Source organism: Pseudoalteromonas piscicida (genome assembly GCF_000238315.3).
Lineage (GTDB): Bacteria > Pseudomonadota > Gammaproteobacteria > Enterobacterales > Alteromonadaceae > Pseudoalteromonas > Pseudoalteromonas piscicida.
On sequence record NZ_CP011924.1, the window covers coordinates 18687 to 45500 of the forward strand.

The following is a 26814-nucleotide window of genomic DNA, read 5'->3' on the forward strand; positions in this document are numbered from 1 at the left end:
CAATAGGATCCGCAATATGGATGATTTTTTGTTTTCAGACGAACCCGCTGACGTAGTTGAACCCGAAAAAGTAGGCACTTGGAAGGTAATTATTGTCGATGATGAGCCCGAAGTGCATGCAGTGACAAAATTAGCACTGAGTGACTTTGAGTTTCAAAAAAAGCGTCTGGAATTTATTAGCGCTTATTCGGGTGAAGAAGCAAAGAAAATCGTCGATGCCAATCCCGATGCTGCAGTGGTATTGTTGGATGTTGTCATGGAAACTGACGATGCTGGTTTGCAGGTCGCAAAATACATTCGTGAAACCGCCAAAAACAATCATATCCGTATCATTTTAAGAACTGGTCAGCCGGGTCAAGCGCCTGAGCGCCAAGTTATCGTGAACTACGATATCAACGACTATAAGTCAAAAACAGAACTCACCGCGCAAAAGCTCTTTACTGTGGTCATGTCGAGTTTACGTTCATATCGTGACATTCTCGCCATCGATCAATCAAGACAAGGGTTTGAGAAAATCATTAAAGCCTCTCGCGATATTTTTGCTACTCACTCAATTGAGAGTTTTATTGAGGGCGTGTTACAGCAACTTACTTCGCTGATAGGCACGGTCGACCAAGCCATGTATGCAACGTCACTTGCGGCGGGTAAAGAAGCTGGTCAAACGAACGATCAACTGGTTGTATTTGCAGGGCGTGGAGAGTTTGAAAGTAGCGAAGGTAAGCCGATTTCTGAAGTGCTTAGCAGCGACCAAATGGATGCTTGCTTAAAAGCACTACAAGATAAAGACATTGTATATAAAGACAATTACCTATTCGCCTATTGCTCCAGTGACTATAACCACGCCTCAATGCTATTTGTGTCTGGTATTCCTGAATTCTTAACCGAAACTCAGCGTCATTTAATTGATATTTTTGCTCAAAATATGCAATTGGCGTACGAAAATGTACAGCTACAAGCCGAGATTGAAGATACCCAGCAAGAACTGGTGATCCGTTTAAGTGAAGCGCTTGAGCTTCATTCCACCAATACCGGCAATCATGTGAAGCGGGTGGCATATCTTTGTCATACGCTTGCCAAAGAAATGGGTCTTTCTGATAAAGAAGCAGAGCTGGTGAAAATGGCGTCACCACTGCACGATGTGGGTAAAGTTGGAATTCCTGACGCGATTTTAAATAAGCCTAGCAAGCTGGATGACGAAGAGTGGAAAGTCATGCAAACCCATACAGACAAAGGCTTTGACTTGTTAAAAGATTCTCGCCGTGAGATTGTCAGTGCGGGCGCACTAATCGCTCGAGACCACCATGAAAAATGGGATGGCAGCGGTTATCCGAAAGGTAAAAAAGGCGATGAAATACACCTTTATGGTCGCATCGTAGCGCTAGCTGATGTGTATGATGCATTACGCCATAAACGTTGCTACAAAGAGGCATGGAGCCAAGAAGAAGCGCAAAAAGAGATTACAGCGCAAAAGGGAAAACACTTTGACCCCAAACTCGTAGATGTATTCAACCGTTGTATTAATGAGTTAGAATTGATCCTACAACGTTTCCCTGATTAGAGAATAATATGGATTACATGGCGTTAAAACATACGCACTTACTATTTGTGGTATTGAGCATAGTGCTTTTTTACACTCGCGCGTTTTCGCGTTTGGGCTCTGGTAAATTAGCAACAAACAAAGGCGTGTTTATTACCAGCCACAGCGTAGACACTTTGTTGTTAGTTACAGCGGTTATTTTAGCGGTAACGGCGGGGCTCAATCCTGCACAACAACCTTGGCTACTACAAAAAATCGTATTGGTGTTTGGTTATATTGCGCTGGGTTTTGTAATTGCAAAAGCAAGTGTTAAAAAGACCAAATATTTGGCGCTAGGCGCTGCAACATTTGTACTAATGGCCATCGCGCACCTCGCCGTGAGCAAACAAGGCTTCTTTGCTTAACCATTTCAATTGGCGCTTGGCTTATCACCGAGCGCTTCTATATCTCCATAATTAGTAAACATTTTTACTATTTCAGCGAACGATAGATTGGTATTACTAAATTTCCCCCCTTGGGAATATGGCAAAAAGTGGTAAACTAGTCGTTCTAAATGAAAGCAATTCAAGAGAAACCGAATTCTATGAAGAATGATATCTGGTTAGATGAGAATAACTTATCTCTCGATGACAATTCAGATGCATTTTCCTATCCGCCATTGATCCGTTGTATCAAGGCTGAGCAAAGTTGGGATGCACAAGCTGACACCAATGAAACTTTGTGTCAGTTAGCAGAGCTCGAATTTGCCGTGGATGAAATTCGCCATAAGCATACAAACAATCATAAATGTTTGGATGAAATCTTAGACGCTTTTTATACCTTGTGGCTATTCAGTGGTAGCAGCCAAAAGGTGCCTGAATATAAGCTCAATAGCGTTTGTTACGCACTTTCTATGCGCAGTGGTACCAATACCGCACTGGGTCTTGTCTTAGTGCATCTGCTTGAACGAGCGAAATTAGAGGCCAGTCTTGCCCTAAGCCAAGGGGAGATTGTTGTACACGTCGCTTTTAGCGAAGAAGAAGGTTATGTCATTGAGCCAAGTTCAGGCCACCAAAGCTGGTACATAATTCCAGAAAACGAAAACCATCAAGACAAAGAGCAAGAAAAAGATCAAGAGCCGATGGAGCTTATTTTTAACGAAGAGTCGTTAAAGCTTTATTTGTCTCAGCAAAAGTGGGCGTTTATTGCGGCAGAAAAGTTTGGTCACGCGTTAAGTTGCGTCGAGCAATTAATGGATATCTTAGGCGATGATCCTTATGAACGTCGTGATAGGGGTTATCTACTCAACCAATTAAATTGTCCGAAGATGGCAAAAGACGACTTACAATTTTTTGTCGATGAATGCCCGGACGACCCAACCATTGAAGTGATCCAGCATCAGATCAAAGAGTTGGCCGATCATAATAATATTTTGCATTAAAAATAGTTATATAAAAAATAATAACAGCGAGGATTTATGGAGCAAAGCGCTGCGCTCGTTACCAATAACGCGGTAATTATGGGCCTATTGGCCGTTATTCTGGGATTTGTTTTTTACACATCGAGTCAAAAAAGCGGAGTTTGGGCAAAGTTTTACAAGTACGTGCCAGCGCTGTTGATGTGTTATTTCTTACCATCGCTGTTAAATACCTTTGGTATCGTAGATGGCAACAATAACGATGTTTACACGGTAGCAAAGTATTATCTGTTACCCGCTTGTTTAGTGTTATTGACACTGAGTATTGACCTAAAATCGATAGCGGCTTTGGGTAAAAAGGCGATTATCATGTTCCTGACGGGAACGGTGGGTGTGGTGATTGGTGGCCCAATTGCGCTTTTACTTACTGCTACCTTTATGCCTGAGCTACTTGGCGTAACTGGTCCAGAAGCCGTATGGCGTGGCATGGCCGCACTTGCTGGAAACTGGATTGGTGGCGGTGCCAATATGGTGGCGATGAAAGAGATTTACGGCGCAGGCGGAGAAATCTTCACCATCATGGTAACGGTTGATATTGTTGTCGCAAACTTGTGGATGGCGTGCTTGCTCTATATGGCGGCGCGCAATAAAGAAATTGATGCGCGAACAGGGGTGGATACTTCTTCAATCAATCGCCTAATTGACAAAGTACAAGCATTTGAAGCAGAGCACGCAAGAAAACCCGAGCTCAAAGATTTGATGATCTTGGTTGGTTTTGCTTTTGGTGCAACGGGGCTTGCGCATTTTGCTGCAGACTTACTGGTGCCATTTTTTAGTAGTAACTACCCAGAGCTGAAGAAGTTCTCTCTTCACAGCAAACTGTTTTGGATTATTGTCCTCGTTACGACCATAGGTCTGGCACTTTCGTTTACCAAAGCACGCCAATATGAAGCGGTTGGTGCGTCAAAAATTGGCTCGAGCTTTTTATATATTTTAGTAGCAACCATTGGTCTACACATGGATATCACTAAAATTGTTGAGGCGCCTAAATACGTCGTTATTGGTGTTATTTGGATGGCCGTGCATGTTGGTTTGTTATTTATCGTTGCTAAATTAATTAAAGCACCTGTGTTTTATGTTGCCGTTGGCAGTAAAGCAAACATTGGTGGTGCGGCATCTGCGCCGGTGGTAGCCTCGGCGTTCCATCCAGCGCTTGCTCCGGTAGGTGTATTACTGGCGGTGCTTGGTTATGCCCTTGGTACTTATATGGCTTGGTTATGCGGACAATTGCTTCGTGTAATAGGCAGCTAAAGGATAAAAAATGAATACAGATATTATTAACGTTGCGGGACGAGAAGTCGCAAACGATAAGCCGTTTGTACTGTTCGGTGGAATGAATGTGCTTGAGTCTCGTGATTTAGCAATGCAAATCGCAGAGCATTACGTTGAAGTGACGAGTAAGCTTGGGATCCCATACGTATTTAAAGCGTCATTTGATAAAGCCAATCGCTCGTCAATTAACTCTTACCGTGGCCCTGGCATGGAAGAAGGCTTAAAGATTTTTGAAGAAATCAAAAAGACCTTTAATGTACCGGTGATCACCGATGTACATGAGCCATTCCAAGCAAAACCCGTAGCAGAAGTTGCTGATGTGATCCAATTACCTGCATTTCTTGCCCGTCAAACTGACTTAGTTGTCGCTATGGCAGAAACTGGCGCGGTGATCAACGTGAAAAAACCACAGTTTTTAGCGCCACACGAAATGCGTCATATCATTAAGAAGATCAATGAAGCGGGCAATGACAAAGTTATCCTCTGTGAACGCGGTAGTAGCTTTGGTTATAACAACCTGATCGTGGATATGCTCGGCATGGATGACATGAAGCGTATGGCTCCAGTGATTTTTGATGCGACACATGCGCTACAGCGTCCAGGTGGTCGTAGCGACTCTGCCGATGGCCGCCGTGCTCAGGCTGCTGAGCTTGCTCGTAGCGGTATGGCGCTTGGGTTAGCTGGACTCTTTATTGAAGCGCATCCGAATCCAAATGAAGCTAAGTGTGATGGTCCTTGTGCATTGCCATTGGCTAAACTTGAAGGCTACCTACAACAGATGAAAGCGGTAGATGAGCTAGTTAAGAGTTTTGCGCCACTGGACACCAGCGCAGCTGATTTATAATCTATACCCAAGCGACCTCATAATTAGATGTTGTTTGGGGATTTTACTTGCCCGCGGTTAGCGGGTTTTTTATAGGCATGAATGAATGTCACGACGAGTTCCACCATTAAATGCATTAAAAGCCTTTGAGGCGGCGGCACGACACCTGAGCTTTACCAAAGCAGCAGAGGAGTTGTACGTCACTCAAGCTGCGGTTAGTCATCAAATTAAAATCTTAGAAGAACATCTAGGTTTAAAACTGTTTTTGCGAAAAAATCGCTCCTTACTGTTAACTGAGGAAGGGCAGGGTTATTACCTCGATATCAAAGATATTTTTTCACAATTAATCGATGCGACTGAAAAGCTCCTAGCACGAGGCGCAAAAGGGTCGCTAACGGTGAGTTTGACGCCGAGCTTTGCAATTCAATGGTTGGTACCAAGGCTGAGTAACTTTAATGAGTTGCACCCTGAAATCGACGTACGGATCAAAGCCCAAGATCACGACGATAATTCGTTAACGGATGATGTTGATGTCGCGATTTACTACGGTCGTGGTAACTGGAATGGGGTGCAAACCCATAAGCTACATACCGAGTACTTTGTGCCATTATGTAGTCCATTTTTGTTAACTGGCCCCAAACCGCTAAATCAGCCAAGCGATTTGGCCCAGCATACTTTACTCCATGACACCACGCGTCGCGCTTGGAAAGCATGGATGAAAACCGCTGGGGTCAGAAATGTGGCGGTAAATACCGGGCCTATCTTCAGTCACTCTTCCATGGTTTTACAGGCAGCAATTCACGGCCAAGGCGTGGCGCTGGGCAATAGCGTACTGGCAAGACCGGATATAGATGCAGGGCGACTGGTTATTCCGTTTAGTCACCACCTCGAAAGTAAAAATGCCTATTATTTGGTATTTAGAGAATCGCAGTCAGAGCTGGGTAAAATAGTTTCATTCAAAGAATGGATGCTCGGTATGGTAGAACACGAACAAGAGTTAAATAGTTTATGAGCGCAGTAAATATTGAATGGCACTATGCTGAAAACCCAGTTGCACAGTTTATTTTTGCCCATGGTGCAGGTGCAGGAAGCGATAGCGATTTTATGCAAGAAATGGCTAAATTGCTTGCTTCCAAGGGCGTTCAAGTTGGGCTCTTTGATTTTGAATATATGCAGCAAGCCAAACAAGAAGGGAAAAAACGCCCACCAGAGCGTGCCCCTAAGCTACTCGCGTATTTTCAGCAAGTACTGACAGCAGTAGAGCCAAGTCTACCGCTCTTTATTGGTGGTAAGTCAATGGGCGGGCGTATGGCATCTATGCTGGCCTGTGAAACCACCGTAAAAGTGGAAGGGGTGCTTGCGTTTGGCTACCCATTCCACCCGCCTGGTAAGCCGGAAAAGCTCAGAGTGGACCATTTTCCTGAGTTGGAATGCCCGCTGCTCATTTTACAAGGCGAACGTGATACCTTTGGCAACCGCACAGAGGTTGATGCTATGTGCTTTCCAGAGCAAGTCATGGTGAAATGGCTCAAAGATGGCGACCATTCACTCAAGCCTCGTAAAGTGAGTGGTGTAAGCGAATCAGAGAGCCGCGCGAATGCTGCCGTGATAGCGGCGAATTTTATCAAGGAGCGCTGTCATGGCTAAGCTCTACTTGATTGTTGGCAGCGTGTTTTGTTTATTGTCTGTGGCTCTGGGCGCGTTTGCCGCTCACGGTCTCAAAGGACGTTTGAGCGACTATGCCATTGGTATTTTTAATACGGCGGCGCAATACCAAATGACTCACGGCCTCGCCATTATTGCCACCGCGTTTTTAATCAAATGGGGCCTTAAGGTGCAAGTTGCTGGTGGTTTCTTTATTGCTGGTGTATTGCTATTTAGTGGTAGTTTGTACTTACTTGCTTTAACAGGTATGAAATGGCTAGGGCCAATCACCCCAATCGGTGGTACCTGTTTTTTAATTGCTTGGATTTTATTGATAGTTCAAGCTGCTAAATCTTCCTTTTAATCTAGAGAATCTAATGTCGAGTATCGTTATCTATTGTCGCGGTGGTTTTGAAAGTGACGCCGCAGCCGAAATTAATCATTATGCTGCAAAGCATGGAATTGCAGGCTACGTAAAAGCTAAGCCGAATACTGCTTTTGTAACATTTGAGTGTTTTTCGCCAAATGATGCTGAGACCTTAGCGAAGAAAATCGACTTTAAGAAACTGGTGTTTGCAAGGCAGTGGTTTGTTGGCACTTTACATACTCATATGCCGATTGAAGACAGAGTGAGCGTGATCAAAGCGGCAGTGGAAGGCTTCCCTTTGTGTGGTGAGCTGCGCGTTGAAACGCCAGATACTAACGAAGGAAAGGAACTTTCTAAATTCTGCAAAAAGTTTTCAACCCCATTGTCTAAGGCGCTCGAGAAACAAAACAAGCTGACTCGTGAGGTAAAACCTACCAAGCCTGTATTACATGTATTGTTCCTTGCCAATAACGCCGCTTATGTCGGTTATTCGTTTAGTGATAACAATTCGCCATTCTTTATGGGGATCCCACGTCTGAGAATGTCGTCGGACGCACCAAGCCGCTCGACGCTAAAATTAGACGAGGCATTCCATGTCTTTGTGCCTAAAGATCAGCAAGAAACACGTGTGCGTGCGGGGATGCGAGCCGTTGATTTAGGTGCTTGCCCAGGCGGTTGGACATACCAACTCGTGCGCCGTGGCATGTTCGTAGCCTCAATTGATAATGGCCCGATGAATGATGACCTGATGGAAACGGGACAAGTGAAGCACTATCGTGAAGATGGATTCAAATATCGCCCTGAAAAGCGCAATATAGATTGGTTAGTGTGTGATATGGTCGAAAAGCCAACGCGTGTTGCTGATCTGATGGTGGACTGGGTGGTGAATGCGTTTGCTCGAGAGCTGATCTTTAACTTAAAGCTACCGATGAAAAAACGCTTCGACAGTGTGTATGAATGTCTTACGCTTATCCATGAAGAGCTGCAAAAGTACAATGTGGATTATGAGATCCAAGCAAAGCACCTATATCATGACCGTGAGGAAGTCACAGTACATATTAATGTGCTTAAAGTACCACAAAATTTGTATAGCTGATTTGTAGGCGCGATTTCACATCGCGATATTTTTCATCAAGCTCGCCGCGTAAAGCGGCTCCTACACCGAGGTTAGCTTATTTGTGGGAGCGATTTCACATCGCGATATTTTTCATAGGGCTCGCCGCGTAAAGCGGCTCCTACACGGGTGTTAGCTTATTTGTAGGAGCGATTTTACATCGCGATATTTTTGTCTTAATCAATCAGTCTTAATAACTTGTTACGCGGTTGATTTCTGTAAGTGATGTCACCCCAGCGGCGGCTTTTTTCAGGCCAGACTTACGTAAGTTATCAAAACCTAACTGCTCTGCTTTTTCGGCAATTTCAAGAGAATTGCCCCCTTCCATGATCAGGTGCGAAAGCTCTGGCGTGATTTTTACCACTTCATAAATGCCCACACGGCCTTTGTAACCATCGGTGCAGCTTTCACAGCCTTTAGGTGCAAAAAGGGTAATCTCTTTAATTTGCTCGGCAGTAAAGCCTTGCCCTAACAAGGCTTCTTCCGGCAACGTTTCAGGTGTTTTACACTTAGGACAAAGACGTCTTGCGAGACGCTGGGCAATAATCAAACTCACCGAGCTTGCTACGTTGTACGCCGGCACGCCCATGTTTAATAGGCGAGTGAGCGTTTCAGGAGCAGAGTTGGTGTGCAGCGTACTCAATACTAAGTGACCGGTTTGGGCGGCTTTTATAGAGATCTCAGCGGTTTCAAGGTCACGGATCTCACCAACCATCACCACATCCGGATCCTGACGCAAGAATGCTCTCAGGGCATTGGCGAAAGTCATATCCGCTTTGGTATTGATTTGTACTTGGTTAATACCCTCAAGGTTTATTTCGACAGGGTCTTCCGCCGTGCTGATATTGCGCTCTGGCTGATTAAGAATATTCAGGCCAGTGTAAAGTGACACGGTTTTACCAGAACCCGTTGGACCGGTTACCAAAATCATGCCCTGAGGCTGCTCTAGTGCGTCGAGGTAAAGTTTTTTCTGCTCTGGTTCATAACCTAGCACATCGATGCCGAGCATAGCGCTGGACGAGTCTAGAATACGCATTACGATTTTCTCGCCCCACATGGTAGGTAGTGTACTCACACGAAAATCGATACTTTTGCGCTCGGAGATCTTTAATTTAATGCGGCCATCTTGCGGTTTGCGTTTTTCTGCTATGTCTAAGTGTGCCATCACTTTGATACGGGCGGCGAGGCGAGTCGCTAGTGTGTTTGGTGGACTTGCCATCTCATGCAGCAGGCCATCGATACGAAAACGCACGCGGTATTTTTTCTCGTAGGGTTCAAAGTGTAGATCCGACGCGCCTTTTTTTATCGCATCCATTAAAATTTTATTGATATAAACGATGATTGGCGCATCGTCTTTGTCTTCGTTGGTGTTTTGCTGTTTAGGCTCGTCATCGACTTCTAAGTCGGCAAATTCTTTAAATTCTTCTTCAGAAATCGAAAGGCCGCCCGTTGCATCAAACAGCTGGTCAATCTTTGCTTCGAGTTTTTTATAGTTGGCAACTAGCACTTCACACTGTAATCCAGTACTAAACTCAAAGTTTTCAAATGCGCTAAAATCAGTAGGATCAGATGCCGCAACGTAGAGTTTTCTACCTTTTTGTACCAGCGGTAAAATATGGTGCTTACGGATCAGTTTTTCTTTGACTAGCGCTGGTGGAATTTCACTAACGTTAAAGTGATCAAGATTAAAAAAGGGCACTTTGAATAAGTCTAGGCATTCTTCTGCTAGCTCTCTGGAACTCATTCCTGAACTTAGGCAAATTAACTCGGCGGTGGTGTTTGCTTCAGACTGACGAGACTTTATTTGCTCAGCAGTGACTCGCCCTAAGGTAATAAATTTACGCAGTAGCGGGGAATGATGTTCCATAGTACCTCTTTGCCTTCACATTGAATGCATATTCAATATTTATCATTAAGTTGGAAAAATGCCAAGTTATCACTGTGAGTGTAGATTAAGTTTTACAGCCAAGTCTAGCCTAATTATTTAGTCTTACTTTCTCTTGCGCCAGTGTAAGAAACGCATTGTGTAATCTATCTGTCTCTTGCAGGCTTTCAAGTAGCGGTCGGTCGTTGTCTAGTATGTAGTCCGCCTTTGCTTGTTTATCTGCGCGCGGTAACTGCGACTCGATAATACGTTTTACTTGCGCTGCATCTACCAAATCTCGGCTGGTTGTTCTTGCTATTTGCGTATCAACAGCAACATCAACAAGTAAAGTGGCGTCGCAATAGCGCTCTAAACCATTTTCGAACAGCAGAGGCGCCGCTAAAACCACGTAATCGCTTTGCGCTGCGTTTAACTGCGTGAGTATTTCATTACGGATAAGCGGGTGAAGTAGCTCATTAAGCCACTGTTTTTTTTCGGCATCAGCAAAAATAATGGCTCTTAACTTAGCTCTATCTAAGTTGCCGTCAGGCTGTAAAATAGCACTGCCAAACTCATCAGTAATGGCTTGTAGCCCTGTGCTGCCTAGCGCGACTACTTCTCGTGCAACGATATCGGCGTCAACAACCACTATCCCTTTTTGCTGTAAGTGGTTAGTGATGGCCGTTTTACCCGCACCAATACCGCCCGTCACCCCTAAAATCCAATTATTTGTTTTTAGCATTGTGTTACTTTACATTATTAAGTTTACGTACCACAGCTGCAGCTGCTCGCCGTACATTAGGGTGATCCAGCCTGCGATGGCTAAGTAAGGGCCAAACGGAATAGGTGTGGCTTTATCTCGGCCTTGAACACTTAATTGGATACTACCAATGATTGCGCCGACTAGGCTTGAAAGTAGCACTATAGTTAAGATTGCTTGCCAACCCATCAATGCACCAAAGATGGCTAGCAGTTTAAAGTCGCCATAGCCCATACCTTCTTTTCCTGTGAGTAATTTAAAGAGCCAATACACGCTCCATAAACTCAAATAACCTATGGCCGCACCGATAATGGCATCATTGGGCTCGATGCCAACACCAAAACAACTGGCAACCAGTACTAACCATAAGGTTGGTAGTGTTAACTGATCGGGCAGCAACATTTCGTCGATATCGATAACCGTAAGTGCGATTAATACCCAAGTAATCAAAATATATAGAGTAGCTTCTAAAGTGGCACCAAAATGCCAAGCAACCCATGTGGAGAGTAGGGCGGTTGTTAGCTCTACCAAAGGATAGCGTACAGAGATTGACGCGTCGCAGTGGTTGCATTTGCCTTTTAATAATAGCCAGCTGATCAGTGGAATGTTTTGCCACGCTTTAATTGGTGTTTTGCAGCTGGGGCAATGAGAATTTGGTTTTACTAAATTAAAAATAGGTGCTTCAGTGGTTTGTTTGGGTAGCTCATCAGCGAGCAACACGCGACATTCTGATTGCCAGCTCTGCTTCATCATTTTAGGTAAGCGAAGAATAAACACATTGAGAAAGCTACCGATGCAAAGACTAACGAGTCCCACGGTGAGTAACCAATACCATAACTGGGTTTGCATCAAGTTGATAATATCTTGCATAAGTTGGGCGCTTGCTTATATTTTTTGTTTAAATTACCGAGGCATGCTCGGTATGGATTTTTGCAGTTTACCACACAGCACTATTGAGAGGCACAGCACTGTACCTCTAAATAGTGTAATTTTGTGAACAAAATTAAATAACGGAACCTAGTTGGAATATCGGTAAGTACATGGCAATAATAAGGCCACCGATCAGTACCCCGAGTACCACCATAATGAGTGGTTCTAATAGGCTAGAAAGGCCATCCACCGCATCATCGACTTCTTGCTCATAAATGTTAGCGACCTTTGCCAGCATACCATCTAAAGAGCCCGATTCTTCACCAATAGACACCATTTGCACTACCATATCTGGGAAGACTTTGGTGTTATGCATTGCCCAGTGCATTTGGTTACCTGAGTTAACCTCTGCTTTAATTTCTTTAATTGCGTTTTTGTAGATAATATTGCCCGACGCTCCTGCGGCAGAATCGAGCGCATCACCAAGGGGAACACCTGCTGCAAAGGTGGTAGAAAGCGTACGTGCATAACGCGCCACGGCTGCCTTTTTGAGGATCTCGCCAATCACTGGAATACGCAACATCATACGGTCGTTAAAATGCTTTACCGCAGGGCTACGGATCAGCATTTCTTTATAGGTATAACCAAAAAGGCCAATACCAAGCACAAATACCCACCAGTATTCCTGCATGAACTCAGAGATGTGGATAACCATTTGAGTAAATGCTGGAAGCTCAGCGCCAAAACCGGCAAAAATATCTTGGAATTGTGGTACAACAAATATCAAAAGGATAGTGGTGACTATTAGTGCGACGACAATCACCGCAATAGGATAGAAAAGCGCCTTTTTGATTTTGGACTTTAGTGCTTCTGTTTTTTCTTTATAGAGCGCTATACGGTCAAATATGGTATCAAGTGCACCAGACTGTTCCCCTGAATGGACAAGGTCACAATAAAGCTCATCAAAATATCGAGGGTAAGCTCTTAAAGATTTAGCAAGAGGTTGGCCTGCTTTTACTTCATCACAAATATGGCCGACTAACTTTGATAAGCTCTTATTCTTTATCCCGCGAGTCAGCATTTCTAACGTTTGTACCAGAGAAACACCAGCCATAAGCATAGTCGCTATTTGACGAGTTGTTGTGGCGATATCTGACGATGTGATTTTTTGTGTACCAGAAAAGCCAAATAATGGCTTTGGTTTTCTTTTTACTTTAGAAGGGGTGATACCTTGTTTACGCAATTGAGCTTTTACTAGTGCTATGCTTTGCCCAGTCATTTCGCCTTCAAGCTTCTTTCCCCGATTATTAAAACCGGTCCATACAAACGTATCAAATTTGTTATCACTCATAGTCTTTATACATAAGAAGGGTGCGAAAGCACCCTAGGAAGAGTGTTATTATGGAGCTGCAATTGCAGTACAGCCCTGCGGAGCTAAATCAATAGGGATTGATGCTGTGCATGTCCATCTAAATGAGTTGTTAGCGATATTTGGAGTAAATACAATTGTATTACCGCGTAATTCAGTAGCAGTAGTATTGTTAAAAGTGAAAGTAATAACACCATTGTCAACCCCAACTGCTAACGCACCGTAGGTGCCTGTTGCTGCTAAGTCAGTATTAGCTGGAGTAGTAGCGGCTCCTGGAAAGTTTCCTGTTTGTTGACGAAGTTCTGCTATTGCGGTCTTTGCACTTCCTGATAAAGCTGAAGCTTCTGACACTTGGCTTCGTGCAACATAATCCTGATACTGAGGCAAAGCTACCGCAGCTAGAATACCGATGATTGCAACTACAATCATTAGTTCGATTAGGGTAAAACCACCCTGTTGTTTTTGAGTCATGATGTGTCTCCTAAATTTTAAGTGACTTAACCATAATAGGTTTAAGTTAAGCGTTTATTAAAACCTTTGCAATAATTACCAATCCATCGAATCAACAAACTGGTGTGCTCAAATTTACTTAACGGTGACCAAAGGATGAAACCAGTACTAGGCCCGTTAAATTTGTGACCGGTCCCTAATCAACTAAGAGTGTAGCACCGATTTAGTTTCAGCGATCACAATTAACATTTACTTTAATAGTAAACACTGATGCCTACAATCAAATTTTAATAATAAATTATTGATTCTCTTGCGGTAGCTCAAGCTTTCCTAATATCGGTTCAAAAAACGAACGGAACCAATCGTTACCGAACATTAAGATCTTGTTACACTCTAGTTCTTTTGTCGTATTTAACGGGTTTTAAGTAGGTTTGTCAACGAAATAGAAAACTTTCTCTATTACGGAAGATTACGGGAAGGCGCAGAATACTCAGTTTATGGTAGCGATTTTGTTATTGAATAAGGCTACAGAAAGTTGAACCATTACTGGCAGTGTCGCATTGGTAGCTTGAATGCCACATTAAGTAAGACAGAAAAACAAAAGGGCTCAATCAAGGCCCTTTTTGTATGTATAAAAGAGAGGTAGTTGTCTAAAACTTTACATTATTCAAAGCGCATCGACAGGTCGATGCTTTGTACATGCTTGGTCAGTGCGCCGCTTGAAATAAAATCAACACCAGCTTGTGCGTAAGTCGTCAAAATTTCAATGGTCATATTACCAGAGACTTCCAGCTTGGCTTTGCCTTGCGTGATTTCAACCGCTTGTTGAATTTCACTTACGCTGAAGTTGTCCAGCATAATAATATCGCTGCCAGCATCTAAGGCTTGTTGTAATTCGCTTAGGTTTTCTACTTCAACTTCCACAGGTTTGTCTGGGTGGTTATTACGCGCAGTGGCAACGGCTTTGGCGATACTGCCACAGGCGGCAATGTGGTTTTCTTTAATAAGATACGCATCAAATAGACCGATTCTATGATTTTTACCACCGCCACATTTAACGGCGTATTTTTGTAGCGCTCTTAATCCTGGGATGGTTTTACGTGTATCTAGCAGTTTAGTTTGCGTACCACTTAAAATCTCAACATATTTTGCTGTGGTGGTTGCCGTGCCCGATAGCGTTTGTACAAAGTTAAGCGCCGTGCGTTCAGCGGTTAGAATCGCTCTTGCTGAGCCGCTTGCGGTAAACAAGCGAGTGTTGGCGGCAACAAAATCGCCGTCGTTCACAAGTACGTTGACGCTAACACTTGGGTCAACTTGTTGAAAAACCTCCTCGATTAACGCCTTGCCAACGAACACACAATCTTCCCTTGTGATCACATAGGCATTTGCTTGCTGCGTTTCTGGGATAAGGGCTGCGGTAATATCACCTTCGTTTGGTGTTTGATAATTAAGGTCTTCGTCTAGCGCCTGCTTTACCAATTGGCTGATAAGGTTTTGGTCAATCATAGGTTGTCTTTTCATTTTTTCTGCAATGGCCGAATTTTACGCGCGTTTGCCTAGGAGTACAATTGATGGAGAAGAATTCACGAAATTTGGCGAGGTGGCTTTTATTTCGCGGGGTAAACCCGCTGCTACGGTTAGGTGTTGTTTGCTGTGACTTGATATCGAACCCTTGCGTGTTTTGTAGCAGCGACTTTATGTCGCGATAGAGTATTTGAAATACAAAGCTCTGTTTGTAGAGAGTGCATTGGCGGTTAAACGGAGGTCGCGGGGTAAACCCGCTGCTACGGTTATGTGTTGCTTGCTGTGATGTCGAACGGTTATGTGTTTTCGTAGCAGCGATTTTATGTCGCGACTGTGTGTTTGAAGTGCAAAGGCTTGTTTGTGGAGAATGAGTTGACGGCCAAAACGGAGGTCGCGGGATAAACCCGCTGCTACGTGTATGTGTTGCTTGCTGTGATTTGATGTTGAACCCTTGTGTGTTTTGTAGCAGCGACTTTATGTCGCGATAGAGTATTTGAAATACAAAGCTCTGTTTGTAGAGAGTGCATTGGCGGTTAAACGGAGGTCGCGGGGTAAACCCGCTGCTACGGTTATGTGTTGCTTGCTGTGATGTCGAACGGTTATGTGTTTTCGTAGCAGCGATTTTATGTCGCGACTGTGTGTTTGAAGTGCAAAGGCTTGTTTGTGGAGAATGAGTTGACGGCCAAAACGGAGGTCGCGGGATAAACCCGCTGCTACGTGTATGTGTTGCTTGCTGTGATTTGATGTTGAACCCTTGTGTGTTTTGTAGCAGCGACTTTATGTCGCGATAGAGTATTTGAAATACAAAGCTCTGTTTGTAGAGAGTGCATTGGCGGTTAAACGGAGGTCGCGGGGTAAACCCGCTGCTACGGTTATGTGTTGCTTGCTGTGATGTCGAACGGTTATGTGTTTTCGTAGCAGCGATTTTATGTCGCGACTGTGTGTTTGAAGTGCAAAGGCTTGTTTGTGGAGAATGAGTTGACGGCCAAAACGGAGGTCGCGGGATAAACCCGCTGCTACGTGTATGTGTTGCTTGCTGTGATTTGATGTTGAACCCTTGTGTGTTTTGTAGCAGCGACTTTATGTCGCGATAGAGTATTTGAAATACAAAGCTCTGTTTGTAGAGAGTGCATTGGCGGTTAAACGGAGGTCGCGGGGTAAACCCGCTGCTACGGTTATGTGTTGCTTGCTGTGATGTCGAACGGTTATGTGTTTTCGTAGCAGCGATTTTATGTCGCGACTGTGTGTTTGAAGTGCAAAGGCTTGTTTGTGGAGAATGAGTTGACGGCCAAAACGGAGGTCGCGGGATAAACCCGCTGCTACGTGTATGTGTTGTTTGCTGTGAATTTACGTCGAAACCAATATGTATTTTCGTAGCAGCGACTTTATGTCGCGACAGTATGTTTGATTTAAAGTGCAAAGGCTTGTTTGTAGAGAATGAGTTGATGGCTAAAACTGAGGTCGCGGTGTAAACCCGCTGCTACGTGTATGTGTTGCTTGCTGTGATTTGATGTTGAACCCTTGTGTGTTTTGTAGCAGCGACTTTATGTCGCGACTGTGTGTTTGAAGTGCAAGGCCTTGCTTGTAGAGAATGAGTTGATGGCTAAAACGGTGGTCGTGGGGTAAACCCGCTGCTACGGCTATGTGTTGCTTGCTGTGATGTCGAACGGTTATGTGTTTTCGTAGCAGCGACTTTATGTCGCGAAAGAGTATTTTAAATGCAAAGCCTTGTTTGTGGAGATTGGGGTGATGGCTACTACAGAGGTCGCGGGGTAAACCCGCTGCTACGTGTATGCGTTGTTTGCTGTGACTTTACGTCGAAACCAATATGTATTTTCGTAGCAGCGACTTTATGTCGCGACAGAGTATTTGAAATACAAAGCCGTGTTTGTAAAGAATGAGTTGACGGCTAAAACGGAGGTCGCGGGGTAAACCCGCTGTTACGGTTATTGTTTGCCAGCTGCAATTGGATATCGAACTATTATGTCTTTTATGTCCCGGTACTATCGTTACATTACACATAAATCCATCCCTACCTTTTGTCTTATTTTGTCTTTATAATCGAATGCAAACCAAGGCTTGGAACTAATACTTTGAATTGGCTACCTTTTGCTAAACACAAGCAATCCCCGCATTACGATGAAAGACCGCAAGCGTGCGAGATAGATTTACTGGTGATCCATAATATCTCGCTGCCTGCAGGGTGCTTTGGCACGCCATACGTGGAAGAGTTATTTATGGGCACGCTGGACTGCGACGCACATCCAACTTTTTCTGATTTAGAGGGAGTAAAGGTGTCGGCGCACTGCGTCATACGTCGTGACGGTAGCATCACCCAATACGTTCCCTTCATTGATCGGGCTTGGCATGCAGGATTGTCTGAGTGGCAAGGTCGAACGCGCTGTAATGACTTTGCAATTGGTATTGAAATGGAGGGCACAGACACCATGCCATATACCGAAGCACAATATGCGAGTTTAGTAAAAACAACGCGTTGGCTGCAGCAGCACTATCCAAAGCTTACGAATGATCGTATTGTAGGGCACAATGATATTGCTCCAGGAAGAAAGACAGATCCAGGGGCTGCATTTGATTGGCAGTATTATTTTACCTTGTTAAATAACCAAGAGAGCTAGGCAAGCATGATCTTAATTTCTATCATCATCGCGCTTATTATTGAACGTCTTGGCGCGCGGGCGAACTACTGGCAAGTCGACCATTACTTGCAAAGTTACTACGCGAAAACCAAATCTTGGACTCAGCCAAATGCCATGTTGGGCTCGCATTTCGGTGTGATGCTTTGGTTAGTTATTCCTGCATTGGTCGTTGCTTTTATTTACAGTCTAAGTGACTTTGTATTTTGGCAGTTTGCAATCAATATCTGTGTGCTCTTAGTCTGTTTTGGCTGTGCAAAATATCGCAAGCTTTATAAAGGCTATTTAAATGCGCTGACCAGAGGTGATAACGAAGCGGCTACGCTTTATGCGTTACAAATGGGGCAAGACAAATTAGAAGATGAGCCGGGCGGCGAGACGTTTGGTCAGACGCTTTCGTGGATCAACTTTCAACATTACTGCGGAGTTATTTTTTGGTTTGTGGCGTTGGGCGCACCGGGTGCTGTGCTATATGCGATGGTAAGGCAAATTGTGCATTGGCATCATGAGCAAGAAAACCCGCCGCTACAGCATGTGTTTGAGCAGTTTTGCCGGTTATTTTATTGGCTAAATTGGCTTCCGGCACGGATCGCAAGCTTTGGTTTTTTGATCATTGGTAACTTTAGTAAAGGTACATCAAGTTGGTTGAAGTATGTACTAGATTTTAAAACCACAAATCGTCAAATCGTCACAAGCACTGCACTTGCGGCTGAGCAAATTGAACAGCAGTTTTTAGGTTGTACCTTTGAAGCAAGCTGTATGATGCGCCTCGTGAAGCGCAATATTTTGTTTTATCTCGTGATTATTGCTGTATTAACCTTATTTGGTTGGGTGGAGTAGCCCTAGCTGCAAATCACACCTACCTTTATAACAATGCTCCATATACCGTAAGCGTATAGGGAGCATTTGAAATCAGTGTTTAAAGTTGGTCTCTAACCAGCGTTTTTTCTGCTCTTCCATTTTGGTAACAAGCGGCGCATCAAAGCCCATATTTCGAATCACATAATCCGTAACGTCTATCAAATCACACACCCCAGTTACTGACCAAAGCGCTTCTTCCAGGTCTTTTGCTTTGTGGATTGCATAGTGGCTTACATAGCGCAGCTCATTAGCAAGGTAATCCATATCTGGGCGGCCGGTTTTTGATACATAGAGCTGATAGACGAAGAGTAAGTCGTTGCGCAGTGCTTTTTTAGCATACAAGTACAAACTGTCAATAGACTCATCATGAGCGATAACTTGCGCACCAACCGCCTCATGTTGATTGGTTTGGCTTGGATTGAACTTAATAAACACCAAGTATTTAAGCGGTTTATCTTGTCGCGATTTCGCCTTTAGAATTTCTGTTAGCTTTTCTTCGACGAAACGCTCGGGGAAAATCGCCTTGGCGTCCAAAGTGTTATTGTCATTATCACTAAACGAATGCAATAAGTGGTGAAGGGATGTCGGGTAAAGCCCCTGTCCAATTGCTCCCACCGCATTATGTGAGGTCTCTTTGTGTAAATAAAGTGGAAACTGACAAACGGATTTAGTCACCATGTTACGCAGTGCAAGTGATAGCCCCGGCACCTTTGGTGCTTCATCACAAGCAACTAGCTTGTCTTTATTGCTCTCAATAAGGGCTTTAAAGAACCCCATGGCAGAATGGTCGAGTTGACCTATTTTCTGGACTTTCAAGTTAATGATAGTTTTAGTTTTATTGACCATCATTACTTCATAGCGCAAATTCGTTAAGTTGTGCTGTTTTGTCAGTTTTTGCAAATCGACTAAGTCTAAGTGTATCGAGTCACCTTTATTCAGCGGCATTTCTTGGCCGCATTCTATTTGTAAACCCATGACAGAAAAGTCACGGGTAACACAGTTGAACGTGCCTTGGCCATCAATATGAACGACGACATTGGTTTTATACAGGTAGCGCCTGTGTGCACGCAAGTTAACGTATTCTAACGCAACCACCTCAAGTGGAGGAGGAGTGGCTGACTTGCCGTGACCGAACTTCTTTAACTGATTAACTAAACTTTGTTCGTAACTCAGGCGTTGGAATCGCTCAGTGATAGACGGGTTTCCAATATCTGTCAGTAACATGAGATATTTTACGTCTTGGATAAAGCCTTGCACTCTCGGGGTGGGGCGTTTATTTAGCTTTTCGACATTTTTGCCTGCACTTGCAGGAAGCGAAAGCGGGATAAACGCATCTTCATGATGGCTTGGCATGAGTTGTACTTTAAACGTGCGCCAGCTGTCTTTTTGGCTGCCAAAGGCAAAGAACAGATCGTTTAGTTGCTGCATTTCTTCCAGCTCAAAGTCAAAGGCTGAGTAAAAGTACATTTTGCCTTGACTTGAGTGAGTAAATACATGGCATACCGCTTCTTTTACCGCGCCAGAAAGCGCAAGTAGTCGCTGCATTCGTTTTTGGTTGAAGACGGAATAAAGGCCTGATTGTTTTCTTTCGTCTTCAAAGTAGTAATTGATATGGGCGTTATTTTCGTTGGTAAGCACCATGCTTGGATAAAGCTGTTTTTGTTTCTCACTGATGAAAACAAACAAAGAGCATACGCGTGGAAAATAATACTGTTCGTAGCCTTTACAAACGACAGCATCCAAAGTGTTGTCGAGATTTATCTTATAGCGGCGTTTGTTACCGTGTATAAAACTATTTAAAAAGTCATCAAATCCTTGGTTTTTCTCGATAAATGTGCGTTTTAAGCGAACTTGGTTGTATTCAATCGTGCCGGGTTCTACGGCGACGACTTCATACTGAATACCTTCTTTCAAGCCAAGTTCAAAGTCTTGCTCGAGACCCACTAAGCGGATCGAAATAATTTGTCCGGGATCTACCTGTTGATTGGTCGGTAATTTTATTTTAGCGCCACTGAGGGAAATATCGGAGGTAGTAGCGGAAACCTTAGGGCGATTTTTTGCCAGTTCCACTGTGATCTTAATGGAGTAATTCATGCGCTCTTCGGAGCGGCTTTCGTACGACGCGAAACGGACTAGTTTAGTGTAGTTATGATTGACTGCGTCCTTTTCTACCTCTTCTTCCCGTGCTTTGGCCTGCTTTTGCATGACCTTATAATTATTGTCGGTACTCATTACGGATTCGTAAACTGCAAGGGTATAACCCCCATGTTTAGCGACTTCCCGCTCGAACACTTCGATTGCTAAGTCATCCATAAAGTGCTGTTTGCCTTCATATTCATAAGGCTTAACTTGACCTGCGACTTGTCCTCTGAGGTCAATAAATCGTGCCACGGGCTGAGAGAGCCGCGACATTTCCATTTTTAATAGAAATTGGTCCGGCTTGGATAGGTCCGCAGTACGTTGCTTAAATATGCGATCAAAAGCCGGATCGCCAAGATCTAGTTTTAAATCCTCAATTAAGCTTTGATATTTTTGTAATCTATCTTCAGGCATAAACAGTTTTACACGCGCTCATTTTATGTGACCAGTTGGGTCACCGCCAATATTATGTCAACATTGGCGCTTTATTAGTTTATTCTTAACCTATTATTGTGTTTAAGCAAGATATATACCTGTAATTTATGGCAAAAAAGAAAACAGCATTTGTATGTAGCGATTGTGGTGCCGAATTCGCGCGTTGGCAAGGCCAATGCTCGGAGTGTAAGGCATGGAATACCGTAACGGAGTTTCGCGTTCCGTCAGCAAAATCGGTCCCTCAAGGCGGTTCAACGTCAGGCTATGCCGGCCTTGTTGAAGCTAAAGTACAAACCTTAGATGAAGTTAATCTAGAGCAGTTACCGCGATTTTCAACTGGCTTTAAAGAGTTTGACCGTGTCCTTGGTGGTGGAGTTGTACCGGGAAGTGCAATATTAATCGGTGGTAGCCCCGGCGCTGGTAAGAGTACGGTGCTGCTGCAAACCATGTGTCGCCTTGCCGAAACCATGAACACTTTGTATGTCACCGGTGAAGAGTCCCTGCAACAAGTTGCCATGCGTGCGACACGACTGGGGCTACCGACAAATAAGTTAAAAACACTCGCAGAAACCAACGTTGAGACGATTTGCCAGCTCGCGCTTCGAGAAAAACCAAGCATTATGGTTATTGACTCGATTCAAGTAATGCATATGAGTGACATCCAGTCTGCACCGGGGTCGGTTTCTCAAGTGCGTGAAAGCGCTGCTTATTTGACGCGTTTTGCCAAAACCAATCAGGTCGCGATTATCATGGTGGGACACGTCACTAAAGATGGCACACTTGCCGGCCCTAAGGTGCTGGAGCATTGTATTGACTGCTCTATTTTACTCGAAGGTAGTGCCGATAGCCGCTTTAGAACCTTGCGTGGCAATAAAAACCGTTTTGGTGCCGTAAACGAGTTAGGTGTGTTTGCTATGACAAGCCAAGGCTTAAAGGAAGTAAACAACCCTTCGGCTATTTTCTTAAATCGTGGTGAAGCGCAAACACCAGGCTCATTAGTCATGGTTATTTGGGAAGGCACGCGACCATTACTTGTGGAAGTCCAAGCGCTAGTCGATTACTCACAGCTCGCCAACCCGCGTCGCGTCACCGTTGGTTTGGAGCAAAATCGTTTGGCCATGCTACTTGCGGTTTTGCATCGCCACGGCGGTTTGCAGGTGTCGGATCAAGATGTGTTTGTAAACGTCGTAGGTGGCGTCAAAGTAACCGAAACCAGTGCTGATTTAGCCTTGATAGCTGCACTGGTTTCAAGCTTTAAAAACCAAACCTTAGACAGGCAGCTGGTGGTATTTGGTGAGGTGGGTCTTGGTGGTGAGATCCGCCCTGTGCCAAGTGGGCAAGAGCGATTGCGTGAAGCGTCCAAACATGGATTTACAAGAGCAATTGTACCAAAAGCAAATAAACCAAAAGAAAATATTGAGGGGATGGAAATTGTTGCCGTCTCTAGTCTCAGTGAAGCGCTTGAGGCACTTTTTTAAATAATGGAGTAAAATATGAATAAGTCCACATTAGCAGTTGCCGTTGTGGTACTAGCGGGCGCAGGGTATATTGGCGCCAACTATTATGTAAATGAGCAAGTGAAGCAAGAAATCACCAAGCAAATAGAAAACTTCGAACAAGACAGTGGCCTTACGGTGAGTTTTGCAAACAGCTCAGTTGATTTGTTTACTCGAGGTGTAGAAATTACCGACCTAACGATTTCACAAGCTGATGAAAATATTCCCATGTTCACCATTGAGAAACTCAACGTTGTCGGTTATGAACAAGACAAAATCAGCCCCTATACTGAGCTTGACTTAGCTGGTTTAAAAATAGCAAAAGAAGCAGCGGAATATACCCAAGGTATTTCACAAGAGCTGGTCAATGCTACCTACCATTTTACGACAAGTCTGGCATATGACGATGCGTCTGGTGCGAGCGAGTTTAAATTTCTATCGTCGACAGAAGGTGTTGTAAATACCTCTTTGAATGTTGAGTTTGGAAATAGTAAGGCCTTTATGGATGCTTCATTAGCGGCATCAAAAATTCAAGGTGATACACCAAACCTTGAACAAGAGCTTCAAATGCAGTCGCAAATGATGGCGGCGATGCAGTCCCTTGAGTTAAAGTCCCTTAGCATTAATATTGATAATGCAGGCGGCTTACCTCAGTTAGTTGAGTCTGAAATTGCTCAGCAGGGCATGAGCAAGGCTGACTTTCAGGCGATTGTTGCCCAGCAACTACAAATGATGATGTTACCTGCTGAAATTCAAACGGCTGTGAATGACTTTGCCAATGGTATGGAATCACTTGCTATATCTGTTTCGGTACCACAAAGTCAAAGTATGATGGCTCTGGGGCAGCAGTTATCTATGACTATGGCGCAAAATCCAGAAACGCTGTCGGAACTTATCGAGATCAAAGCGAGCGGTAAATAAAGCTAATCCAGCTCGTTTAGCGGGATTGTGGACTTGCTCCTCAATCCCTTCATCTCTCATAAACCCATTCATTCGCCATATCTTTTTCACCAAATTGATGAAATCTAAAGCAGCCTTGAGGCTGATCATACAATTCGTTGGAGTTGCAAAGGCTGCGGTGGTAGCATTGGAGTATCAATTGCTTGGGAATGTATTTATGAGCGAATTCAAAGACTACCAGCAAGCTCAATTGCTATTAGAAAAACACGAATTATTTATTGCCCCTGCTGAAGTTCACGGCACCATTTCTGGGCTATTGGCCTGTGGTCTGAATATCGAAGATTCAGAGTATTTAGGGCTATTGAGCGACGTATTTAACGACGGTCAAAAGTTTTCGGCGCCAATTAGAGAATTTTGCATCGACTTATATAAGCAAGTTGCCGAGCACTTTAACGACGGTGAGTTCCAGTTTGAACTGTATTTACCGCCAGAAGATGAATCATTACATGACCAAGCTAACGCACTGATTGCTTGGGTATCAGGCTTTTTACTAGGCTTTGGTTTAAAGCAAAAAGATTACGGTAAGTTATCTGCAGATGTTAAAGAAGTGATTAACGACTTTAGCGAAATAACTAAGCTTGATACTGGTTTTGAAGACAGCAACGACGATAAAGAAGCACTGCTCGAAGTGGTAGAATATGTGCGTGTTTCTACACTGTTATGCTTTGCTGAAATGGGTAAAGATCCCCAGTCCGTTAGCACATCAAAGACGATACATTAATTATGATAAAAAACAGCGAGTTTGTAGCACGCCGTGCGCGTCTTATTGCGGCATTAGATAACAATGCCGTAGCGATTATTCCTGCGGCCGTAGAGTTAACCCGTAGCCGCGATACTGAATTTCCGTTTCGCCAAGATAGCGACTTTTTTTACCTGACGGGATTTAAAGAGCCGGGTGCGGTTTTGGTGCTCACGAAAGACAGAGACGGCAGCGCGAAGTCTACGCTGTTTTGTCGTAATAAAGATAAGGTTGCTGAGATTTGGCATGGTCGCCGGATGGGTTATGAGCAAGCTAAGTCGCAACTTGAACTTGACCAAACCTTTGCGCTGAGTGACTTAGACGACGAGCTATTAAATCTCGTGAATGGTCGCAAGGTATTATTCTACGGGCAAGGCACATATAGCGCCTTTGATGATAAGGTTTGGCAGTTACTGAGTACATTGCGTGGCGCACCGAAAAAGGGCTATCGCGCCCCTGAGATCATCAAAGATATTCGTCCACTCGTCCATGAAATGCGCTTATTTAAGTCGGATGCTGAAATCGCCATCATGCGCGAAGCGGGCAGAATTAGTGCTGAGGCGCACAAACGTGCGATGCAGTTTGCGAAGCCGGGCGCAACGGAATACCAGCTTGAAGCCGAAATTCATCATCATTACGCAATGAACGGTGCGCGCCACCCAGCCTATGGCACTATTGTTGGCAGCGGCATCAATGCGACGATTTTACACTACACCGACAATTGTGATGCGCTACAGGACGGCGACTTAGTACTGATTGATTCGGGTTGTGAGCTTGAAGGCTATGCAGCTGATATAACTCGTACTTTCCCAGTAAACGGCCAGTTTACTGATGCGCAGCGTAAGATTTATGAGTTGGTATTGGCGGCGCAAAATGCGGCCTTTGGTGAAGTAAAACCGGGTGGTACATTAGTCAAAGCCAATCAAGTGGCGATGACCGTATTGACTCAAGGGCTAGTAGATTTAGGCATTCTTGCGGGCGACGTGAATGAGCTCGTAGAAGCGCAGGCATGCAAAGCATTTTACATGCATGGTTTAGGTCATTGGCTAGGTCTTGATGTTCACGATGTCGGTGAATACAAGTTAGATGAAGCGGATCGTCCATTTGAACCTGGCATGGTACTTACCATTGAGCCGGGTCTGTATTTTGACGAAGATGCGCAAGTTCCTGATGAGTATAAAGGAATTGGCATTCGTATCGAAGATGATCTGTTGGTCACCGAGTCGGGTTATGAAAACTTAACCGCACTGGTGCCAAAAACCATCGCAGAAATAGAAGCATTAATGAATAACTAGTGGACACTTTGCGTGCAACAGTTTGATGTCGTCGTGGTTGGTGGGGGTATGGCAGGAGCCAGCGCCGCCATCGCCATAAAAAAAGTCTCTCCGCAGGCAAAGATTGCGGTTATTGAAGCCTTCGCGCCCAAAGGTAAGCAGCATCCAAGTTTTGACGACCGTAGTATTGCGCTTGCTGCGCAGTCGGTCGCATTTTTGGGCGAGCTAAATCTATTTAATCCCGAGTGGCAGTACGTTGAGCCAATCACACAAGTGAATGTTTCAGACAGAGGTCACTTTGGTAAAGCGTGGATCAATCCTGAAGATTACAATCAAAAAGCGTTAGGCTATGTGGTTGAAGTCAATCCCTATGGCAGCTTTTTACACGAGCAGTTGAGCAATCTTGATATTGCACTGCTTTGCCCAAACCAAGTGGCGCATTTACATCAACAACCAGAGCAGGTTGAACTGACGCTCGATAATGGTGAGCAATTACAAAGTCGATTACTGGTTGTTGCGGATGGCGCGCAATCTCCCACGCGGGCTAAGCTCAATATCGGCTTTGATAGCATAGGCTACGAGCAAGGTGCATTGATTGCCAATGTGCAAATCGACACGGCACATCGTGGTCAGGCGTTCGAGCGTTTTACTGAACATGGCCCGATGGCACTGTTGCCAATGAGTGATAATCGCTATTCACTGGTGTGGTGTATGCCAAATGAGCAACTCAGCGAGTTTGAAGCGATGACAGCACACGAGTTTTTAGCTGCATTGCAGCAAGCCTTTGGTTATCGCGCCGGGCGCTTTGTGCAAGTGGGCATGAGAGCAAGCTATCCGCTGGTGCTTGGGCGAGTAGAGCAACTCACTCATCATCGCGTGGTGGTGATTGGCAATGCGGCGCATGCCATTCATCCCATTGCAGGGCAGGGCTTTAATTTAGGTCTACGAGATATTCAAGTACTAACCTCACAATGTCAGGCGATTGCGTCCGAAGAGTGGGGCAGTTTTCAATTTACGCGTGCTTATCAACTGGCGCGAGCGCATGATATTAATACGGTGATGACATTAACCGATGCGCTCGTTCGACTATTTTCAAACTCATCAAGAACCTTAGCCTTAGGCCGTAGTTTAGGTCTACTCACTATGGCGCTGTCCAAAACAGCGAGAGCGCCGCTGGCCAAGCAATTGATGGGATATAAAGGATAA

At 44.4% G+C, this 26814-nt stretch carries 23 protein-coding genes; 16 read left to right on the plus strand and 7 right to left on the minus strand.

Annotated features, from left to right (window positions below; genetic code table 11):
- Positions 1–16 precede the first annotated feature (16 nt).
- The 9 genes from PPIS_RS00210 to rlmM all read left to right on the plus strand — a co-directional run bounded on the left by PPIS_RS00210 (position 17) and on the right by rlmM (position 8195).
- Entirely contained in the window at positions 17–1558 is a 1542-nt protein-coding gene (locus PPIS_RS00210; protein ID WP_010370463.1) for a response regulator, read from the plus strand.
- A gap of 8 nt (positions 1559–1566) precedes the next feature.
- Positions 1567–1941 (plus strand): SirB2 family protein, encoded by a 375-nt coding sequence (locus PPIS_RS00215; protein ID WP_010370466.1) that lies wholly within the window; start codon positions 1567–1569, stop codon positions 1939–1941.
- 149 nt (positions 1942–2090) lie between these two features.
- Positions 2091–2957: a tetratricopeptide repeat protein gene (locus PPIS_RS00220; protein WP_010370469.1), complete on the plus strand. Its 867-nt coding sequence runs from the start codon at positions 2091–2093 to the stop codon at positions 2955–2957.
- A 36-nt stretch (positions 2958–2993) separates the two neighbouring features.
- On the plus strand, positions 2994–4244 hold the full coding sequence (locus tag PPIS_RS00225) for a DUF819 family protein (RefSeq protein ID WP_010370472.1): 1251 nt from the start codon (positions 2994–2996) through the stop codon (positions 4242–4244).
- A 10-nt stretch (positions 4245–4254) separates the two neighbouring features.
- Positions 4255–5109, plus strand: coding sequence for a 3-deoxy-8-phosphooctulonate synthase (gene kdsA, locus PPIS_RS00230; RefSeq protein WP_010370475.1), 855 nt, complete (start codon positions 4255–4257; stop codon positions 5107–5109).
- A gap of 85 nt (positions 5110–5194) precedes the next feature.
- The gene (locus PPIS_RS00235; RefSeq protein ID WP_010370478.1) at positions 5195–6100 is read left to right on the plus strand and encodes a transcriptional regulator GcvA; all 906 of its coding nucleotides are present in this window, start codon (positions 5195–5197) and stop codon (positions 6098–6100) included.
- Positions 6097–6735: an alpha/beta family hydrolase gene (locus tag PPIS_RS00240; protein ID WP_010370481.1), complete on the plus strand. Its 639-nt coding sequence runs from the start codon at positions 6097–6099 to the stop codon at positions 6733–6735. Before PPIS_RS00235 ends, PPIS_RS00240 begins: the two co-directional genes overlap by 4 nt.
- Positions 6728–7096 (plus strand): DUF423 domain-containing protein, encoded by a 369-nt coding sequence (locus PPIS_RS00245; RefSeq protein ID WP_010370484.1) that lies wholly within the window; start codon positions 6728–6730, stop codon positions 7094–7096. The genes PPIS_RS00240 and PPIS_RS00245 overlap by 8 nt, the downstream gene beginning before the upstream one ends.
- Positions 7097–7109: 13 nt before the next feature.
- The gene (rlmM, locus tag PPIS_RS00250) at positions 7110–8195 is read left to right on the plus strand and encodes a 23S rRNA (cytidine(2498)-2'-O)-methyltransferase RlmM (protein WP_010370488.1); all 1086 of its coding nucleotides are present in this window, start codon (positions 7110–7112) and stop codon (positions 8193–8195) included.
- A 208-nt stretch (positions 8196–8403) separates the two neighbouring features.
- Here rlmM and pilB read toward each other — a convergent pair whose 3' ends face one another.
- From pilB to nadC, 6 genes are all read right to left on the minus strand, one after another.
- Positions 8404–10080 (minus strand): type IV-A pilus assembly ATPase PilB, encoded by a 1677-nt coding sequence (gene pilB, locus PPIS_RS00255; RefSeq protein WP_010370491.1) that lies wholly within the window; start codon positions 10078–10080, stop codon positions 8404–8406.
- A gap of 109 nt (positions 10081–10189) precedes the next feature.
- Positions 10190–10819, minus strand: coding sequence for a dephospho-CoA kinase (gene coaE / locus PPIS_RS00260; RefSeq protein WP_010370494.1), 630 nt, complete (start codon positions 10817–10819; stop codon positions 10190–10192).
- Between the two features lie 9 nt (positions 10820–10828).
- Positions 10829–11707: a prepilin peptidase gene (locus PPIS_RS00265; protein WP_010370497.1), complete on the minus strand. Its 879-nt coding sequence runs from the start codon at positions 11705–11707 to the stop codon at positions 10829–10831.
- 133 nt (positions 11708–11840) lie between these two features.
- Positions 11841–13058, minus strand: a complete 1218-nt coding sequence (locus PPIS_RS00270; protein ID WP_010370499.1) for a type II secretion system F family protein — start codon at positions 13056–13058, stop codon at positions 11841–11843.
- Between the two features lie 48 nt (positions 13059–13106).
- Positions 13107–13547: a pilin gene (locus tag PPIS_RS00275; RefSeq protein WP_010370503.1), complete on the minus strand. Its 441-nt coding sequence runs from the start codon at positions 13545–13547 to the stop codon at positions 13107–13109.
- Positions 13548–14189: 642 nt separating this feature from the next.
- On the minus strand, positions 14190–15032 hold the full coding sequence (nadC, locus tag PPIS_RS00280) for a carboxylating nicotinate-nucleotide diphosphorylase (protein ID WP_010370506.1): 843 nt from the start codon (positions 15030–15032) through the stop codon (positions 14190–14192).
- 2111 nt (positions 15033–17143) lie between these two features.
- On the opposite strand from nadC, the gene ampD reads away from it, so the two are divergent.
- Together ampD and ampE are read left to right on the plus strand one after the other, a co-directional pair.
- Positions 17144–17686, plus strand: a complete 543-nt coding sequence (gene ampD, locus PPIS_RS00285) for a 1,6-anhydro-N-acetylmuramyl-L-alanine amidase AmpD (protein WP_010370509.1) — start codon at positions 17144–17146, stop codon at positions 17684–17686.
- A gap of 6 nt (positions 17687–17692) precedes the next feature.
- Positions 17693–18544 carry a beta-lactamase regulator AmpE gene (gene ampE, locus PPIS_RS00290; RefSeq protein WP_010370512.1) on the plus strand — a complete coding sequence of 284 codons (852 nt, stop codon included), beginning with the start codon at positions 17693–17695 and terminating at the stop codon, positions 18542–18544.
- Between the two features lie 72 nt (positions 18545–18616).
- On the opposite strand, the gene PPIS_RS00295 is transcribed toward ampE, so the two are convergent.
- Entirely contained in the window at positions 18617–21118 is a 2502-nt protein-coding gene (locus PPIS_RS00295) for a PilZ domain-containing protein (protein ID WP_010370515.1), read from the minus strand.
- A 128-nt stretch (positions 21119–21246) separates the two neighbouring features.
- Here PPIS_RS00295 and radA point away from each other — a divergent pair, with 128 nt between their 5' ends.
- The 5 genes from radA to ubiH all read left to right on the plus strand — a co-directional run bounded on the left by radA (position 21247) and on the right by ubiH (position 26814).
- Complete coding sequence (gene radA, locus PPIS_RS00300; RefSeq protein WP_010370516.1) at positions 21247–22617, plus strand: DNA repair protein RadA; 1371 nt, start codon at positions 21247–21249, stop codon at positions 22615–22617.
- A 15-nt stretch (positions 22618–22632) separates the two neighbouring features.
- Entirely contained in the window at positions 22633–23556 is a 924-nt protein-coding gene (locus PPIS_RS00305; protein ID WP_010370519.1) for a DUF945 family protein, read from the plus strand.
- Between the two features lie 196 nt (positions 23557–23752).
- Positions 23753–24316, plus strand: a complete 564-nt coding sequence (locus PPIS_RS00310) for a UPF0149 family protein (RefSeq protein ID WP_010370521.1) — start codon at positions 23753–23755, stop codon at positions 24314–24316.
- 2 nt (positions 24317–24318) lie between these two features.
- Positions 24319–25629 (plus strand): Xaa-Pro aminopeptidase, encoded by a 1311-nt coding sequence (pepP, locus tag PPIS_RS00315; RefSeq protein ID WP_010370523.1) that lies wholly within the window; start codon positions 24319–24321, stop codon positions 25627–25629.
- 12 nt (positions 25630–25641) lie between these two features.
- Entirely contained in the window at positions 25642–26814 is a 1173-nt protein-coding gene (ubiH, locus tag PPIS_RS00320; protein WP_010370526.1) for a 2-octaprenyl-6-methoxyphenyl hydroxylase, read from the plus strand.